At 63.6% G+C, this 14,638-nt stretch carries 14 protein-coding genes and 1 tRNA gene; all 15 read right to left on the bottom strand.

From position 1 onward, the window contains the following. Positions 1-136 precede the first annotated feature (136 nt). Positions 137-1,228 carry a peptide chain release factor 1 gene (prfA, locus tag O2807_03695; protein MDA0999608.1) on the bottom strand — a complete coding sequence of 364 codons (1,092 nt, stop codon included), beginning with the start codon at positions 1,226-1,228 and terminating at the stop codon, positions 137-139. A 45-nt stretch (positions 1,229-1,273) separates the two neighbouring features. Beyond that, on the bottom strand, positions 1,274-1,765 hold the full coding sequence (rpmE, locus tag O2807_03690; protein ID MDA0999607.1) for a 50S ribosomal protein L31: 492 nt from the start codon (positions 1,763-1,765) through the stop codon (positions 1,274-1,276). 207 nt (positions 1,766-1,972) lie between these two features. After that, positions 1,973-3,226 (bottom strand): transcription termination factor Rho, encoded by a 1,254-nt coding sequence (gene rho, locus O2807_03685; GenBank protein ID MDA0999606.1) that lies wholly within the window; start codon positions 3,224-3,226, stop codon positions 1,973-1,975. 504 nt (positions 3,227-3,730) lie between these two features. Beyond that, the gene (gene coaE / locus O2807_03680; protein ID MDA0999605.1) at positions 3,731-4,369 is read right to left on the bottom strand and encodes a dephospho-CoA kinase; all 639 of its coding nucleotides are present in this window, start codon (positions 4,367-4,369) and stop codon (positions 3,731-3,733) included. Positions 4,370-4,420: 51 nt separating this feature from the next. Beyond that, positions 4,421-4,696: a DUF507 family protein gene (locus O2807_03675; GenBank protein MDA0999604.1), complete on the bottom strand. Its 276-nt coding sequence runs from the start codon at positions 4,694-4,696 to the stop codon at positions 4,421-4,423. 31 nt (positions 4,697-4,727) lie between these two features. Then, positions 4,728-5,012 (bottom strand): DUF507 family protein, encoded by a 285-nt coding sequence (locus O2807_03670; GenBank protein ID MDA0999603.1) that lies wholly within the window; start codon positions 5,010-5,012, stop codon positions 4,728-4,730. A 24-nt stretch (positions 5,013-5,036) separates the two neighbouring features. After that, positions 5,037-6,116 carry a WYL domain-containing protein gene (locus O2807_03665; GenBank protein MDA0999602.1) on the bottom strand — a complete coding sequence of 360 codons (1,080 nt, stop codon included), beginning with the start codon at positions 6,114-6,116 and terminating at the stop codon, positions 5,037-5,039. A 26-nt stretch (positions 6,117-6,142) separates the two neighbouring features. Continuing rightward, positions 6,143-6,961, bottom strand: a complete 819-nt coding sequence (locus O2807_03660; GenBank protein ID MDA0999601.1) for a PHP domain-containing protein — start codon at positions 6,959-6,961, stop codon at positions 6,143-6,145. Between the two features lie 91 nt (positions 6,962-7,052). After that, positions 7,053-7,127, bottom strand: a tRNA-Gly gene (locus O2807_03655). Between the two features lie 66 nt (positions 7,128-7,193). Beyond that, entirely contained in the window at positions 7,194-8,012 is an 819-nt protein-coding gene (locus O2807_03650; protein ID MDA0999600.1) for a biotin/lipoate A/B protein ligase family protein, read from the bottom strand. Between the two features lie 13 nt (positions 8,013-8,025). Beyond that, positions 8,026-10,908 carry an aminomethyl-transferring glycine dehydrogenase gene (gcvP, locus tag O2807_03645; GenBank protein ID MDA0999599.1) on the bottom strand — a complete coding sequence of 961 codons (2,883 nt, stop codon included), beginning with the start codon at positions 10,906-10,908 and terminating at the stop codon, positions 8,026-8,028. A gap of 146 nt (positions 10,909-11,054) precedes the next feature. Continuing rightward, complete coding sequence (gene gcvH, locus O2807_03640) at positions 11,055-11,441, bottom strand: glycine cleavage system protein GcvH (GenBank protein MDA0999598.1); 387 nt, start codon at positions 11,439-11,441, stop codon at positions 11,055-11,057. A gap of 82 nt (positions 11,442-11,523) precedes the next feature. Continuing rightward, positions 11,524-12,639 (bottom strand): glycine cleavage system aminomethyltransferase GcvT, encoded by a 1,116-nt coding sequence (gcvT, locus tag O2807_03635; GenBank protein ID MDA0999597.1) that lies wholly within the window; start codon positions 12,637-12,639, stop codon positions 11,524-11,526. Between the two features lie 153 nt (positions 12,640-12,792). Then, positions 12,793-13,944, bottom strand: coding sequence for an acyl-CoA dehydrogenase family protein (locus O2807_03630; GenBank protein MDA0999596.1), 1,152 nt, complete (start codon positions 13,942-13,944; stop codon positions 12,793-12,795). 37 nt (positions 13,945-13,981) lie between these two features. Then, the coding region (locus tag O2807_03625) for a 3-hydroxyacyl-CoA dehydrogenase NAD-binding domain-containing protein (GenBank protein MDA0999595.1) at positions 13,982-14,638 on the bottom strand (657 nt) is incomplete at its 5' end.

Below are 14,638 nucleotides of genomic sequence, written 5' to 3'. Positions count from 1 at the left end.
ACGCGCGCCCGGTCCCAGCCCAGGGCCCAAGCCAGGATGAGATCGGCCTCCCCGGAGGGATTTTCAATGCCCGCCCCCTCAAACCGGCACCGAAGGCGCGCGGCGGCGGCGGCCACCGTCTCCGGGGTCGGGGTGGTCATCCCGCCGGGATCTCCGATCCACTCTCCTCGAACTCGGCGAGGCGCTCGGCCTCTTTGCTCTGAATCAGGCTGTCCACCATCTCTTCGATCTCGCCCTCGAGGAACCGATCGAGATTGTGGAGCGTCAAGCCGATGCGATGATCGGTGATCCGGTCCTGGGGAAAATTGTAGGTACGGATGCGCTCGCTGCGATCTCCGCTGCCGACCTGGCTTTTGCGCGCGGCGGAGCGCTCGTCGTGCTGCTTCTGCATTTCGTAATCGAGCAGGTGGGACGAGAGAATCTTCAGCGCTTTGGCCTTGTTCTTGTGCTGGCTTTTCTCGTCCTGGCAGGTGACGACGATGCCGGTCGGAAGATGGGTGACGCGCACGGCGGAGTCGGTGGTATTCACCGACTGGCCGCCCGGCCCCGAGGACCGGTAGACGTCGAACCGCAATTCGTTCTCCTGGAGATTCACCTCGACCGGATCGGCTTCAGGGAGGACGGCCACGGTGGCTGCCGAGGTGTGAATTCGCCCCTGGTTTTCGGTCGCGGGAACGCGCTGTACCCGGTGGGTTCCACTCTCGTAGCGGAGACGGCTGTAGGCGCCCTCTCCCTTGATAAGGACGATGGCCTCCTTGATTCCCCCCATATCGGTTTCGCTCTGCGAGAGCTCCTCGATCTTCCACCCGCGCAACTCGGCGTAGCGCACATACATGCGGTAAAGGTCCGACGCGAACAGCGCCGCCTCATCACCGCCCGTTCCGGCGCGGATCTCGAGAATCACGTTTTTCGCGTCGCGGAGATCTTTCGGGAGCATCAGGCGGCGGAGACGCTCTTCCAGATCGGGAAGGAGGGGCTCCTTCTCGTCGATCTCGTCCTGGGCCAGCTCGCGCATTTCCTGATCGGATTCATCGAGCAGGGCGCGAGCGCCCTCGATCTCCCCCTTCAGGCGGCGCCACTTGCCGTAGATCTCGACCACCTGGCCAAGTTCCTTGTGCTCACGGGCAGTTTTCTGGAAGGAAGGCTGATCTTTCAGAATGGCCGGATCGGAGAGGCGCTTCTCCAGTTCCTGGTACTTTTTCAGAACTTTTTCAAGTTTTTCGAACATGGCCCAAGACACTCCCCCCTGCAGGCGGCAGGGTCTCAGGTGGGACTAGGATTCGGCCTGAGTGTCGGAACCTGCTTCGGCCAGGGGCGGGGCCCCTGCCGGGGATGCAGCATCTGCGACAGGCGCATCGGATACGGCGGGGGCATCCGCAGCCGCTTCCTGGGCGGCCTTGCGGGCAGCACGCTCTTCGGCGCGCTTTTTCTTGGCCTCCTCCCGCAGGGTTTTCTCCTCGGCCGCGCGTTTTGTGACTTCTGCGCGCTCGCGCTCCACGCGGGCCTCGCGATCGGCATCGGCAGCGGCCATCTTGCGCTTGCGCTTGGAAACCCGGGACTCCTGTCCTTCGAACTTCTTCACGAATTTCTCGACCCGCCCTTCGGTATCGACAATGCGGGCCTGCTTGCCGGTGTAGAAGGGATGGCAACTCGAGCAAACCTCGATGCGGACCTCCGACCGGATGGAATGGGTCATAAATGTCGTCCCGCAACCACTGCACGTGACCGTGCACTCGTGGAGTTCGGGATGGATATCGGTCTTCATGAAATCTCGCTCCTCGGCGGGTTTTTTTCGGCCCCTCTGGACCTGCCCACGCCCCGGTTTTCCCGCATTCCCGCAGCCAAGTCCGCGTCCCCGCGGGAGTGGCCGGGAAGAAGGGATTTTTATAAGGAAAAATCGCCCGTCTGTCCACCCCGGAGCCGGATGGGCGTATCTGCCGCCCCGCTGGGGCCCGGCCCGCGGCCCTGGGACCTAGCTGTTCATTGACCTGAGGAATACCTCGTTTGTCTCGGTTTCACTAATCTTCTCGAGGAGAAGCTCCATCGAATCGACCACGCCGAGCGGCTGGAGCACCTTGCGGAGCACCCAGACCCGGTTGAGCTCCTGCTCGTTGAGAAGGAGTTCCTCCTTCCGCGTGCCGGAGTGGTTGATGTCGATCGAGGGGAAGATCCGCTTATCGGAGAGCTTCCGGTCGAGATGAATTTCCATGTTGCCGGTGCCCTTGAACTCCTCGAAGATCACATCGTCCATCCGGCTTCCGGTCTCGACGAGCGCCGTGGCCAGAATGGTGAGGCTGCCGCCCTCCTCGAGATTGCGCGCCGCGCCGAAGAAGCGCTTGGGCCGCTGGAGGGCGTTCGAGTCCACGCCGCCGGAGAGCACCTTTCCGCTCGGGGAAATGATCGTGTTGTGGGCGCGGGCGAGACGGGTGATCGAGTCGAGCAGAATGACGACATCTTTCTTGTGCTCGACGAGGCGCTTGGCCTTCTCCAGCACCATGTCTGCCACCTGTACGTGGCGCGTCGCCGGCTCATCGAAAGTCGAGCTGATAACTTCGCCCTGCACCGTACGCTGCATGTCGGTCACCTCCTCGGGCCGCTCGTCGATGAGCAGAACGATGAGGTGAACATCCGGGTGGTTGGTCGCGATGCTCTTGGCGATGGACTGCAGGAGCATGGTTTTACCCGTCCGCGGCGCCGCGACGATGAGGCCGCGCTGGCCGAAGCCGATCGGGGCCAGCAGATCGAGAATCCGCATGCTCGCCGTCCCGTTCCGAACCTCCTGCTTGATGCGTCGGTCGGGGTAGAGGGGCGTGAGATTATCGAAGAGGACCTTGTCCTTGCTCGCCTCGGGGGGCTCGAAGTTGATCTGCTCCACCTTCAAGAGGGCGAAATAGCGCTCGCCCTCTTTCGGCTGGCGGATTTGCCCGCTAACGGTGTCGCCGGTACGCAGATCGAACCGGCGTATCTGGCTGGGGGAGACGTAGATATCGTCCGGCCCCGGCAGATAGTTGTAGGCGACAGAGCGAAGGAACCCGAAGCCATCCGGGAGAATTTCGAGGACGCCCTCTCCATAAATGTGGCCGTTTTTGTCCTTTTCGGTCTGGGCCTCGAGAATCTTGAAGATCAGATCCTGCTTGCGCAGACCGCCGGCCCCCTCGACGTTGAGCTGCTTGAGAATATCGTTCAACTCCGGAATGGTCTTCCGCTTCAGATCGGCCAGGTTCAATTCTTGTTCTTTGGAGGCGACAGACATTCCTTCCTTCTCCTTTTCTGGGTTCCTAAGTTACTCGGTGGGATTTTATATTCGCCGCCTGAGAGGCGAACCCGGATCCTGTGGGAATATTTCCCCTATCATCCCGCTTCGCGGCGGCAGCGAGGTAGCGAACATCCGCCCGCAAAGGGCGGAGGATTTGGTTTATTTTCTGCAACTTGACCTCGATCATTCTGTATCTTGGTTTGTCCTACTGCGAAAGTTGGATGTCAGGATTGCGGGCGTGAAACGTATCAATTCCTCAGGAAGGCAGCACCCTTTCTCATGAACATTCCGTTGCGATAAATCTCCGGGAAAGGGCGTTGCTTTTCAACTCACAGGCCAGGGATTATCTGAATCGCAGATCGCCAAGCTCCGATTCGAACCGCACCAAATAAAGAAACAAGGAGGCTTGCGCAGGGCGTTGAAAAGGGGTAATCCAACGAACACGAGAAATATTGGGTCTTTTCTCCGTCCATGTCAATCCCCTTCGCCATTTTTTTCTCCGCCCTGTGTGGCGGCCATTTCCCCCAGCCAGGCCACCAATTCCTCCACCTGGGCTTCGGTTTCGGCGATTGTCCCGCTATTGTCGACAACGCGGTCGGCCAGTTTCACCTTCTCCGCCAAAGGCATCTGCGACAAAAGACGGTGGCGGGCGGCCAGCAAGCCAATCCCATCGCGCGCCATCAGCCGCTCAAGCTGCTGCGCCTCGGTGCAGTTGACCACCACCAGGACATCAAACCGCGACCACCCGCCCGATTCGATCATGACGGCCGCATCCACCACGGCGAAGGCGGCCGCTCCAGCCGCCTCGAGCACATCGAGCCGGCGGTGCTGCTCCTTCTGAATCCGCGGATGAAGGATCGCCTCAAGACGCTTGCGCTCCTCCGGGTCGGCGAAGACGCGCGCGCCCAGTTTTTTCCGGTCCAGGGTCCCGTCCGCGGCCAAAACGTCCTTGCCGAACGCAGCCGCCACCTCGGCCAGGCCATCTGTTCCGGGCACCACCAATTCACGGGCCAGCAGATCGGCGTCGATGAGGGGCACTCCCCGGTCGGACAGCATCCGGCTGACGGTGCTCTTGCCGCTGGCGATGCCACCGGTGAGCCCAACGCGCAACACTATCTCACTCCGTCCGGGCCGAGAGGGGAATCACGCCGCCGCGTCTTTACGTTAAAGACCGCGCCTTTGAGCTTCCTGTTCGTAGTGTTTGTTGTAGAGGATGTCCCAGTCGCGGGTTCCTTCCGCGAGACGGCTGGAGTAGCTGCTGAGAATCCGGCGCACTTCCTCGTCAATCTCATCGTCTATCGCAAGTTCATCGTGAATCGCGCGAAAGACGTTCGTGCGGATATCCTGCGTGTCGGCGTGGAACTCCACCTCATCCGCCCGCTCCAATTCCTTGACGATGAGATTGGTCAAATGGTTGATCTTTTCACGGTTCAACTTCATGGAGAGGCCCCCATCCCCCCAGCCGCAGCGGTTACAACACCAGATTGCGCTCGCGGGCGAGCTTGGTCTTGATCATTGTGAACAAGCGGCTGTAGTCAATATTGTCCTGGTCCATCTCGTCCTGGTGATCGCGAAGAATTTCCTTCACCTCTTCGTTGAGGCGGTCCTCGACCATCATATCTTCCTCAATCACGCTGGCGAGCCTCGCCTGAAGCCTGCCCGCCGGCGTATCGAGAAGTTCGATGAGCTCGCGCTTTTCGAGACGTCCGATAATCCTCCCGGAAATTCTCTCGATCATCTCTTTCCGCAGACGCATGTTCGGCCCTCCTTCTTCAGCGGCTCAAGCCGATCCCGAACGGGAAGAAGTGTTCCCGCTCCTGCGGTATCTCTCCAGAGCGCTTTCCAACTCCTGCGCCATCTTCTGGCGGACCTCCCGGGGAGAGACGATCTCGGCCTCCGACCCGAAGGAGAGCAGCCAGCGGCAAAACCCGGCCATATCCGCCACCTGGGCGATGACTTCCCGCGCCCGGCGCCCCGGCGAGCGCACCACCCGCGCCGGGCCGAATGCCTCTTCCAGATAGGCGGCAATGGCGGGTACCGCGGCGCTCGAAGTAAACCGAATCCGCACCTCGGCGCCCGCTCCCTGCGCCCGGCGCACGCGCTCTTGCAGCGCCGCCTCGAGGTCCATCCCGAGTGGCATCTGGAAGGCGCCCGGGGCCACCCTGACAGACCCTATCCCATCGAGCGGCCAAGCGTCGATTCGCCCGGTGGCCGAATCGCTGCCCAGGAGATAAAACCCCCCGGCGAAAAACCGGACCAGGTAAGGGTCCACCCGGCCCCATCTCCGGCGCTGGCCCTGGGGACCCGCAGCCAACAACCGCACGGGCCGCCGCCCCTCGATAGCCTTGCCGAGGGCATCGGCGATCCGTCTGAGGCGGTTCTGCTCGCGAAGAGAGCCGACGACGCCGGCATAGCGCCCCTCGATGGCATCCGCGTAGGCCCGGAGCGCGGGAGGAACAATGTCCCGCAGCCGGGCGAACAGCTCGCTGACACTCGGCCCGAGCGGCTCTTCACGGAGAGGACTTCCAGGCACCTCCCGCATGGCGTTGAGTCCGTAGTAGAGCGCCGCCCACTGCGAGGGACGAAACGGTCCAGGGACCGAGGCCAGGTAGTCTTCGGCCAAACAATACCGCATCTTCTGCCCTTTCCGCACCCCCTTGACGGGAAAACCGGCCCGGATCAGGTGATTCAGGTCGCGCTGCAGCGTCCGAAGGCTCCACAGTTGCGGGGATTTTTTCCCCCGAGCGGGCCCCGCATTGGAGGCGATTTGATCGAGGAGCTCCGCCGCCGTCCAGCTCCCGCTCCCCTCCAATACCCGAAGAATCTGCCACCTCCGGAGAAACTGATCGCGAAGTGCCATCCGGCCCTCCCGTCCAAGATTTCCGCCTAGGCGGACACCCCTGCCCGCGCGCGCAGCGCCTCTACCCGGCCGAGCGGAAGGCAGTGCTCCCCCAGGCGCTCGGGGCCGGGCACCGCGCCGTGGCAGTCGGAGCCCCCCATTTCCACCAGGTCATGCCGCAGGGCGATCGCACGGTAGTGTGCCCGCGAGCTCTCAACCTGGGAGGGATGGCCCGTTTCGATCCCCGCGAGGCCCGCCTCGACCATCGCGGGAATCAGATCATCCGCCCCGCTCAGATTGGGATGGGCGAACGTGGCGGCCCCACCCGCCTCGGCGATGAGACGGATCGCCGCCTCGGGCGTCAGCATGTCGAAGCTGACATAGGCCGGCCCCTCCGGCCCCAGGACACTCGCAAACACCCCCTCCTTTGTGGGGAAGAATTTCTTCTCCATCAAATAGGAGGAGAGCTGGCCGCGCCCGACGTTCCGCTCCCCGTAGCGGGCGTAAAAATCCGCCGCATCTATCGCAATCCCGAGCGCACAGAGCTTCGCGATCATCTTGTCCATCCGGTCTTTCCGCAAGTTCCCGTAGCGCGCGGTCTGCGCAAGCAGGGGCGAATAATCCGGACCGATGAAATGTCCCAGCAAGTGGATCAGGCGTCCTTCGTGCATGGCGGAAAGCTCGATGCCATCAATGAAGGTTACTCCTCGGCGCGCGGCCTCTGTGCGCCCTTCGGCCAGGCCGGCCACCGTGTCGTGATCCGTCAGCGAGATGACGGCGATACCGAGAGCCGCCGCCCGCTCGATGACGCGCCGGGGAGCGTCGCAGCCGTCGGATGCACTCGAATGGACGTGAAGATCAGCCATGCGCCGCTCGGCGTTTTTCATGTCGCACCGGAAGCTGGAGATGGGGGCGAAAAAACCGCTTCACCCGGCCATGGCCGGGATAGACGATAACTGGAGCGGGCGATGGGATTCGAACCCACGACGTCCAGCTTGGGAAGCTGACATTCTACCCCTGAATTACGCCCGCATGCCCCAAACGATAGGGCCAGCCCTTCGGAGTGTCAAGGAAACGGCCGTCCGCGCGCAGGGGCCGCTAGCGGGCGAGCGTCCAGGCGGCGCTGGCGTAGCGCGACTGGGCGAGCGCATCGGTCCGGCTCTGCTCCTCGGGGGTCAGCGGCACATCCACGAAAGGCCCTCCGAGCGCCTCCTCCATTCCCGCCCGCACGGCCGCAGCTGCTTCTTCGTAGCCGACCTCTCTGCCGAGGACATCGCTGAGCCCGGTGGCAAAGCCGGTGGGGGGCGCTGTCCCGCTCCGCGCGCGGAGCAGGCGCGCGAGCCGCTCCTCGGGCGAGCGAAGGAGGATGCTCCCGTGCTGGAGGATGGCACCGCCGCCGCGGCACTGGGCGCTGCCGACCACTTTCTTTCCGCCGACGGCGATCTCGTGCACCGAGGTGGTGGCGAAACAGGAGGGTTGCGCAGCGTAGGCCGGGACCAGCGGCGGGGCGATCTCGGCCGGTGCCCCGAGCTTCCGGAGGCCGGCGGCCAGCCCTTCGCTCAGGCGGCAGTAGCTCTGCCGCACATCTTCTCCCAGGAGCGCCGCGGGACCGGTCACGGAGTAGGTCAACTCCCGATCGTGCAGCACCGCCCGCCCCCCCGTCAGGCGGCGGCAAAGGTCAACGCCCTCTTCTTTCAGTTTTTCCAGGTGTACGTCGCGCGCCGCACGCTGCCCGCGGCCGAGGGTGAGCGCCGCGGGCGACCAGGCATAAAGGCGAAAGACAAACGGGGCTTTTTCGGGCGGTGCGCCCTCCGCCAGCGCCCGCTGGCAGGCAGTATAGAGCACCTCGTCCACCGCCATGTTCCAGGCGCCGGGGGCGGCACCCGTGTCGAGGAAGCGGACGGGGGTGCTTTCCATCCGGCCCATTCTCCTAACTTTGTTCGGCGTAGCTTTCCACCGGCAGACAGGAGCAGACCAGGTGCCGGTCGCCGTAGGGGTTGTTCACGCGCTTGACCGGGGGCCAGTATTTGTTCTCCCGCAGCCAGGGCAGTGGGAAAGCCGCCTGCTCGCGCGAATAGGGATAGGGCCATTCCCCGGCCAGATCGTGAATGGTGTGGGGGGCACTCTTCAGGACATTTTTTTCCGGGTCGGCCTTTCCGTCCTCAACCTCGCGGATCTCCTCGCGAATCGCGATCATCGCCTCGCAGAAGCGATCGAGCTCTTCCTTCGACTCGCTCTCGGTCGGCTCGATCATCAAGGTGCCGGGCACGGGAAAGGACATCGTCGGCGCGTGGAAACCGAAGTCCATCAGCCGCTTCGCGACATCCTCGTTCGAGATGCCCGTGGAATTCTCAAGGGGCCGCAGGTCAATAATGCACTCGTGGGCCACCAGGCCGTTCGCCCCCTTGTAGAGAACGGGGAAGTGCGGCTCGAGCAGCCGGGCCACGTAGTTCGCGTTGAGGATCGCCACTTGGGTCGCCTTCTTCAGTCCCTCGCCCCCCATCATGGTGATGTACATCCAGGAGATGGGCAGAATGGCCGCGCTCCCCCAGGGGGCGGCCGACACCGCCGAAATGCCGCTCTCGGGCCCCGCCTCCGGAACAACCGAGTGCTTCGGCAGGAACGGCGCAAGGTGCTCCCTGACGCCGATGGGGCCCATCCCGGGTCCACCGCCGCCGTGTGGGATGCAGTAGGTCTTGTGCAGGTTCAGGTGCGAGACGTCCGAACCGAACTCGCCGGGGCGGCACAGCCCGACCAGGGCGTTGAGGTTCGCGCCGTCCATGTACACCTGGCCGCCGTTCTTGTGAATGATGCCGCAGATTTCGGTCACGGCCGCCTCGAAGACGCCATGGGTCGAGGGGTAGGTGATCATGAGGGCGGCGAGATCTTTCGCGTGCGCCTCGGCCTTCTCCCTCAGATCGGCGACATCGATGTTCCCCTCGCTGTCGCACTTGACGACCACGACCTCGAAGCCGGCCATGACCGCGCTCGCGGGGTTCGTCCCATGGGCCGAACTCGGGATGAGGCAGATGTGCCGGTGCCCCTGTCCCTGGCTCTTGTGGTATTCGCGGATGACGAGGAGACCCGCGTACTCGCCCTGAGCACCCGAATTGGGCTGGAGCGAAACCGCCGCATAGCCGGTCGAGTCGGCGAGCATCTCTTCCAGCTCGCTGAACATCTGCCGGTAGCCTGCGGCCTGATCGAGCGGTGCGAAGGGATGGAGCGCGGCGAACTCCGGCCAGGTGACCGGGAGCATCTCGCTCGTGGCGTTCAGCTTCATGGTGCACGAACCGAGCGGGATCATCGAGCGGTTGAGGGCGATGTCCTTTTCCTTGAGCCGCTGCATGTAGCGAAGCATCTCGGTCTCGGCGCGGTACTTGTGAAACACCGGATGCGTCAAGAAGGGCGTTTTCCGCCGCAGCGCCTCCGGGATCCGGTCGGCGGCGGCGCCTTCCACTTCATCGAACGAAAGCCCGTGGGCGCCGCCCGCGAAAATCGCCCACAACTCCTCGACATCCTCCCGCCGGGTGGTTTCATCGAGCGAAATACCTACCGTCTCACCGTCGATCCGCCGGAGGTTGATCTTCTGCCCAAGCGCCCGGGCCGCCACCGCATCCGCCGAGGCGTCAGAGGGGCGGACCGCGATCGTGTCGAAGAAGGTATCGAAAATGATCTGGTGCCCGAGCCGGGCGAGGCCCTCCGCCAGCGCGGCGGCGAGCCGGTGCACCCTTTTGGCGATGCGCGTCAGGCCCTCGGGGCCGTGATAGACGGCATACATGCCCGCGATGACAGCGAGGAGGACCTGGGCGGTGCAGATGTTGCTGGTCGCCTTCTCCCGGCGGATGTGCTGCTCGCGGGTCTGGAGGGCGAGGCGGAGGGCCGGGTTTCCCTCCGCGTCGATGGAGACGCCCACGATCCGTCCCGGCATGGCGCGCTTGTAAACCTCGCGGGTGGCGAAGTAGGCCGCGTGCGGCCCGCCGAAACCCATCGGAAGACCGAAGCGCTGGGTGCTCCCCACGGCGATGTCGGCACCGAATTCCCCGGGCGGGACCAGGAGCGCCAACCCCAAAATGTCCGCCGCCACGACGGCGAGGGCTCCTTTCGCGTGCGCCGCCTTGAAGAGCGCCGAAAAATCATCCACCGATCCATTGGTTCCCGGATACTGGACGAGAATGCCAAAAGGCTCTTTGACCAGCGCATCCGCGCGGTGATCGCCCACAATGACCTCGATGCCGAGCGGCTCGGCCCGCGTCCGGAGAATTTCGATCGTCTGGGGGTGGCAGTCCGCGGAGACGAAAAAGGCGTCGCTCTTGTTCTTGCTCACCGCGCGGCACATCGTCATCGCCTCGGCGGCGGCCGTGCCCTCATCGAGGAGCGAGGCGTTGGCGATGTCCAATCCGGTCAGGTCCATCACCATCGTCTGGTAGTTGAGAAGCGCCTCGAGCCTTCCCTGCGAAATCTCGGGCTGGTAGGGGGTGTAGGCCGTGTACCAGCCGGGGTCCTCGAGAATGTTGCGGAGGATGACCGAGGGGGTGTGGCAACCGGAATAGCCCATCCCGAGCATGGAACGGTAAATCTTGTTTTTCCCCGCCCGCTCGCGGAGCGCGGCGAGGGCGGCCTGCTCGGTGATGCCCGCTCCCATCCGGAGCGGGGTGGCGGAGCGGATACCGGCGGGCACCGCCTTGTCCGCCAGTTCATCGAGCGTGCCCATCCCCAGTACGCCGAGCATCTTCGTGATGTCCGCATCGCCCGGCCCAATGTGGCGGCGAACGAACTCGGTCGGGTTTTCGAGATCACGCAGGGAATCCGTCATGAACGACTCTCGCTCTTCGGGCTGGATTCAGGCATGGCCATCCGCGCCTTTTCACTTCCGCCAGGGCGCGAAAAGGCACCACCGGATGGAACCCACCGGATGGAGGCCAAAAGCTTACAGAGACGAACCGCGGCGATTCGGAAAGCCTAGCTTTCTTCCTCAACAAACGCCTTGTAGGCATCGGCGTCGAGCAGATCGTCCAGCTCGGAAGGATCCTTCATCTCCACCCGCAGCATCCATCCGTCCTCAAAGGGATCGCTGTTCACCAGCTCGGGCTGATCGTTGAGCTGCTCGTTCACCTCGGTGATCTGGCCGGTCACGGGCGAATACAGATCGGAAACCGCCTTCACCGATTCCACCACGCCGAAGGTGTTGTTCGCCTCCACATCGCTGCCCACGTCGGGAAGCTCCACGTAGACGACATCGCCCAGCTCGGATTGCGCGTAATCCGTAATGCCGATGACGGCAATGTTTCCTTCCACCTTGACCCACTCATGCTCTCTCGAATATTTCAGGCCGCTCGGAAAATTCATAACGCCGATTGCCTCCTTCTTCTATGCTGATTCAAAATCAGGCTAGGGATACAACTTTTATCAACGGCGCACGCCTTGCCGCTCAATTCTCTTCCTTCCGGTAAAAGGGCGTCTTCACCACCTTGGCGGCCCGGGCCGTCCCCCGGATGTCCACCGCAATTTCGCTGCCTTCCTTTGCATATTCCACGGGAACGTAGCCGATGCCGATGGCTTTGCCAAGCGAGGGGCTCATCGTTCCGCTCGTCACCACCCCGGCGGCCGCGCCCCCGGCGAGAATCTCCGCCCCGTGGCGGGGGATGCCCCGATCAATCATCTCGAAGCCAACGAGCTTCCGGGGCGGGCCCGCCTCCTTGATCTTCAGAAGCGCCTCGCGGCCGATAAAATCTCCCGCCTTGAACTTGACCACCCAGCCGAGGCCCGCCTCGATCGGGTTGGTCGTCTCGTCAATGTCATTCCCGTAGAGCGGATACTTCATCTCGGTGCGGAGCGTGTCCCGCGCGCCGAGGCCACAGGGACAAAGACCCTCCGGCGCCCCCGCCGCCATCAGCCCATCCCAAAGACGGGGAGCGTCCGCCGCGGCGAGATAGAGTTCAAAACCGTCCTCGCCGGTGTAGCCCGTCCGGGAGACCAGCACCCGGCATCCGGCCACCTCGCGCGCGCTGGCCCAGTAGAAGGGAATCTCCCCGAGAGCGCCGCCCCCCGGGATGAGCCCCGAGAGGATCGTTTCCGCGCGGGGGCCCTGGAGCGCCAAAAGGGCCGTTTCATCGCTCACATTGCGCAGCGTGCAGTCGTGGGCCCGCTGCGCGGACATCCACTCCCAGTCCTTCTGGATGTTCGCCGCGTTCACCACCGCCATGTAGCAATTCTCGCCGCTGCGGTAGACCGTTAGGTCATCCACAATCCCGCCATTCTCGCGGCACATGACGGTGTACATCACCCGGTCAATTTCGAGGCGGCTGGCGTCATTCGTTACGAGATTCTGGACATGGGCGCCGGCGCCTGGACCCTCGATCTCGATCTCGCCCATGTGGCTCACATCGAAGAGGCCCGCCGCGCTGCGCACCCGGCGATGCTCCTCGATCACCCCCGCATACTGCACCGGCATCTCGAAGCCGGCGAAGGGGACCATCTTCGCCCCGGCCGCCACATGCTTTTCATACAAGGAAGTCCGCAACAGGGATTCGGACTGATCTGCCATGCGACTCCTCGTCTTTTCGCCGAAATGCTCTGAGAACCCGTCACTTACCCGTTCGACCGCCGAAATGCAAGAGAAAACAGAGGCAAATCCGGGGGCAGGAGGAGTCGATTTATTTATCCCTAAAAAATCAAACAGTTGAACTGTTTTGTCCCGTCAGGAAAAGGCCCGGATCCCTGTCTCGTAGCCGGCGATGATGAGCTTCTGGATCTGGCTCGTCCCCTCGTAGATTGTCGCCACGCGGGCATCGCGCATGTAGCGCTCAACGGGATATTCGTTGCTGTAGCCCAGGCCCCCGTGAATCTGGATAGCGTCGTTCGCGCAGCGCACAGCCGTCTCGCTCGCCATGTACTTGGCGATGCTCGTCTCGCGGGTGTTGGGCCGGCCCGCGTTCTTCAACTCGCCCGCCCGGTAGAGCAGCAGGCGGCTCGCCTCGATGTCGATCACCATCCGCGCGATCATGTCCTGAACGAGCTGGTGGGCGGCGATGGGCTTCCCGAAGGTGTGGCGCTCCTTGGCGTGGGCGACCGACGCCTCGAGCGAACCCTGGGCGATCCCGATGCAGCCCGCGGCCACCGAGTAGCGGCCGTTGTCGAGGGCACTCATCGCCACCTTGAAGCCGTCCCCCACTTCCCCGAGCAGGGCCGCGCCGGGAACCTCGACCCCCTCCAGGATGAGCTCGGCCGTGTTCGAGCTGCGGAGCCCCAGCTTTCCGTGAATGTCTTGCGAGGAAAAACCCGGCGTGTCCGTCTCGACGAGGAACGCCGCCATCTTGCGCACGTTCTCTTTGTCGGTCTGGGCGATAACCAGCGCCAGCTGGGCCACCCCGCCGTTGCTGATCCAGAGCTTCCTCCCGTTCAGGCGCCAGCCCCCCGACGTCTTTTCGGCGAAGGTTTTGATGTTCTGGGCATCCGAGCCGACATCGGGCTCAGTCAGGGCGAAGCAGCCCAGCCACTCGGCCGAGCAGAGCCGGGGCAGATATTTCCTCTTCTGTGCCTCCGACCCCCACTTGAGGAGCACCGAGGCCACGAGGGATACCTGCACCGAGATCACCGTCCGCACCGAGCTGCAGGCCTTGCTGATTTCCTCCATCAGCAAGGCGTAGGCGATGTAGTCGAGCCCCGCCCCGCCGTACGCCTCGGGTATCACCCCGCCGAACATCCCGAGCGCGCCCATCTCCTGCACGATGTCGGCCGGGAATTTCTCCTCAATGTCGTTCTGCCGGGCGACGGGAATGATGCGCCGCTGGGCGAACGCGGCCGCCGTTTCCTTTATCAGCCGCTGGGCATCGTTCAGCTCAAAGTCCATCTCGTCTCTTTTTTTATGGTTTTTTTGATAAAGGGTTTTATTCGCCGTAGGTGAAAAATCCCTTGCCGCTTTTCCGGCCCAGATGGCCGGCGCGCACCATCTTTTTCAGGAGGAAGTTCGGCCGGTAGCGCTGATCGCCGAGCTCGCGGTAGAGGGTTTCGGTCTTGGCAAGATGGATGTCCACTCCGATGAGATCGATCAGCTCGAGCGGCCCCATCGGAAGCCCCGCCCCGAGCTTCATTGCCTTGTCGATGTCCTCGGCGGAGGCCAGCCCCTGGGCCAGGACCTCGACCGCCTCGTTCAGAAGCGCCGCCAGGGTGCGGCTCGCGATTCCGGCGGGGCTGTCGAAACGGGCGTTCACGGGCTCCTTGCCGAGCTTTCGGGCGAGTGCCTGGACAGCCTCCAGCGTCTCCTGCGAGGTGGCGAGCCCCGGCATGATCTCGACCAGCTTCATCACCACCGGCGGATTGAAGAAGTGCATCCCCACCACCTTGTCGGGTCGCGCGGTCGCCGCCGCCATCTCGGTGATGGAAAGCGCCGTCGTGTTCGAGGCGAATATCGTGTGCGCCGGGCAGATGCCATCGAGCGCCCCGAACACTTCTTTTTTGACCGCCATGTCCTCGAAGACCGCCTCGATTACGATGTCGGCGCCCGCGGCCAGCTCGAACCCCTCGCCCGGCTCGATGCGGCCGAG

Source organism: bacterium, assembly GCA_027622355.1.
Lineage (GTDB): Bacteria > UBA8248 > UBA8248 > UBA8248 > UBA8248 > JAQBZT01.
This window is presented reverse-complemented; position numbering and strand designations above follow the sequence as displayed.

Coding starts and splice junctions, on each gene's coding strand:
- prfA (MDA0999608.1), bottom strand. CDS start 1,228: ATGTTCGAAAAACTTGAAAAAGTTCTGAAAAAGTACCAGGAACTGGAG.
- rpmE (MDA0999607.1), bottom strand. CDS start 1,765: ATGAAGACCGATATCCATCCCGAACTCCACGAGTGCACGGTCACGTGC.
- O2807_03675 (MDA0999604.1), bottom strand. CDS start 4,696: ATGAAGTTGAACCGTGAAAAGATCAACCATTTGACCAATCTCATCGTC.
- O2807_03670 (MDA0999603.1), bottom strand. CDS start 5,012: ATGCGTCTGCGGAAAGAGATGATCGAGAGAATTTCCGGGAGGATTATC.
- O2807_03665 (MDA0999602.1), bottom strand. CDS start 6,116: ATGGCACTTCGCGATCAGTTTCTCCGGAGGTGGCAGATTCTTCGGGTA.
- O2807_03660 (MDA0999601.1), bottom strand. CDS start 6,961: ATGGCTGATCTTCACGTCCATTCGAGTGCATCCGACGGCTGCGACGCT.
- O2807_03650 (MDA0999600.1), bottom strand. CDS start 8,012: ATGGAAAGCACCCCCGTCCGCTTCCTCGACACGGGTGCCGCCCCCGGC.
- gcvP (MDA0999599.1), bottom strand. CDS start 10,908: ATGACGGATTCCCTGCGTGATCTCGAAAACCCGACCGAGTTCGTTCGC.
- gcvH (MDA0999598.1), bottom strand. CDS start 11,441: ATGAATTTTCCGAGCGGCCTGAAATATTCGAGAGAGCATGAGTGGGTC.
- gcvT (MDA0999597.1), bottom strand. CDS start 12,639: ATGGCAGATCAGTCCGAATCCCTGTTGCGGACTTCCTTGTATGAAAAG.
- O2807_03630 (MDA0999596.1), bottom strand. CDS start 13,944: ATGGACTTTGAGCTGAACGATGCCCAGCGGCTGATAAAGGAAACGGCG.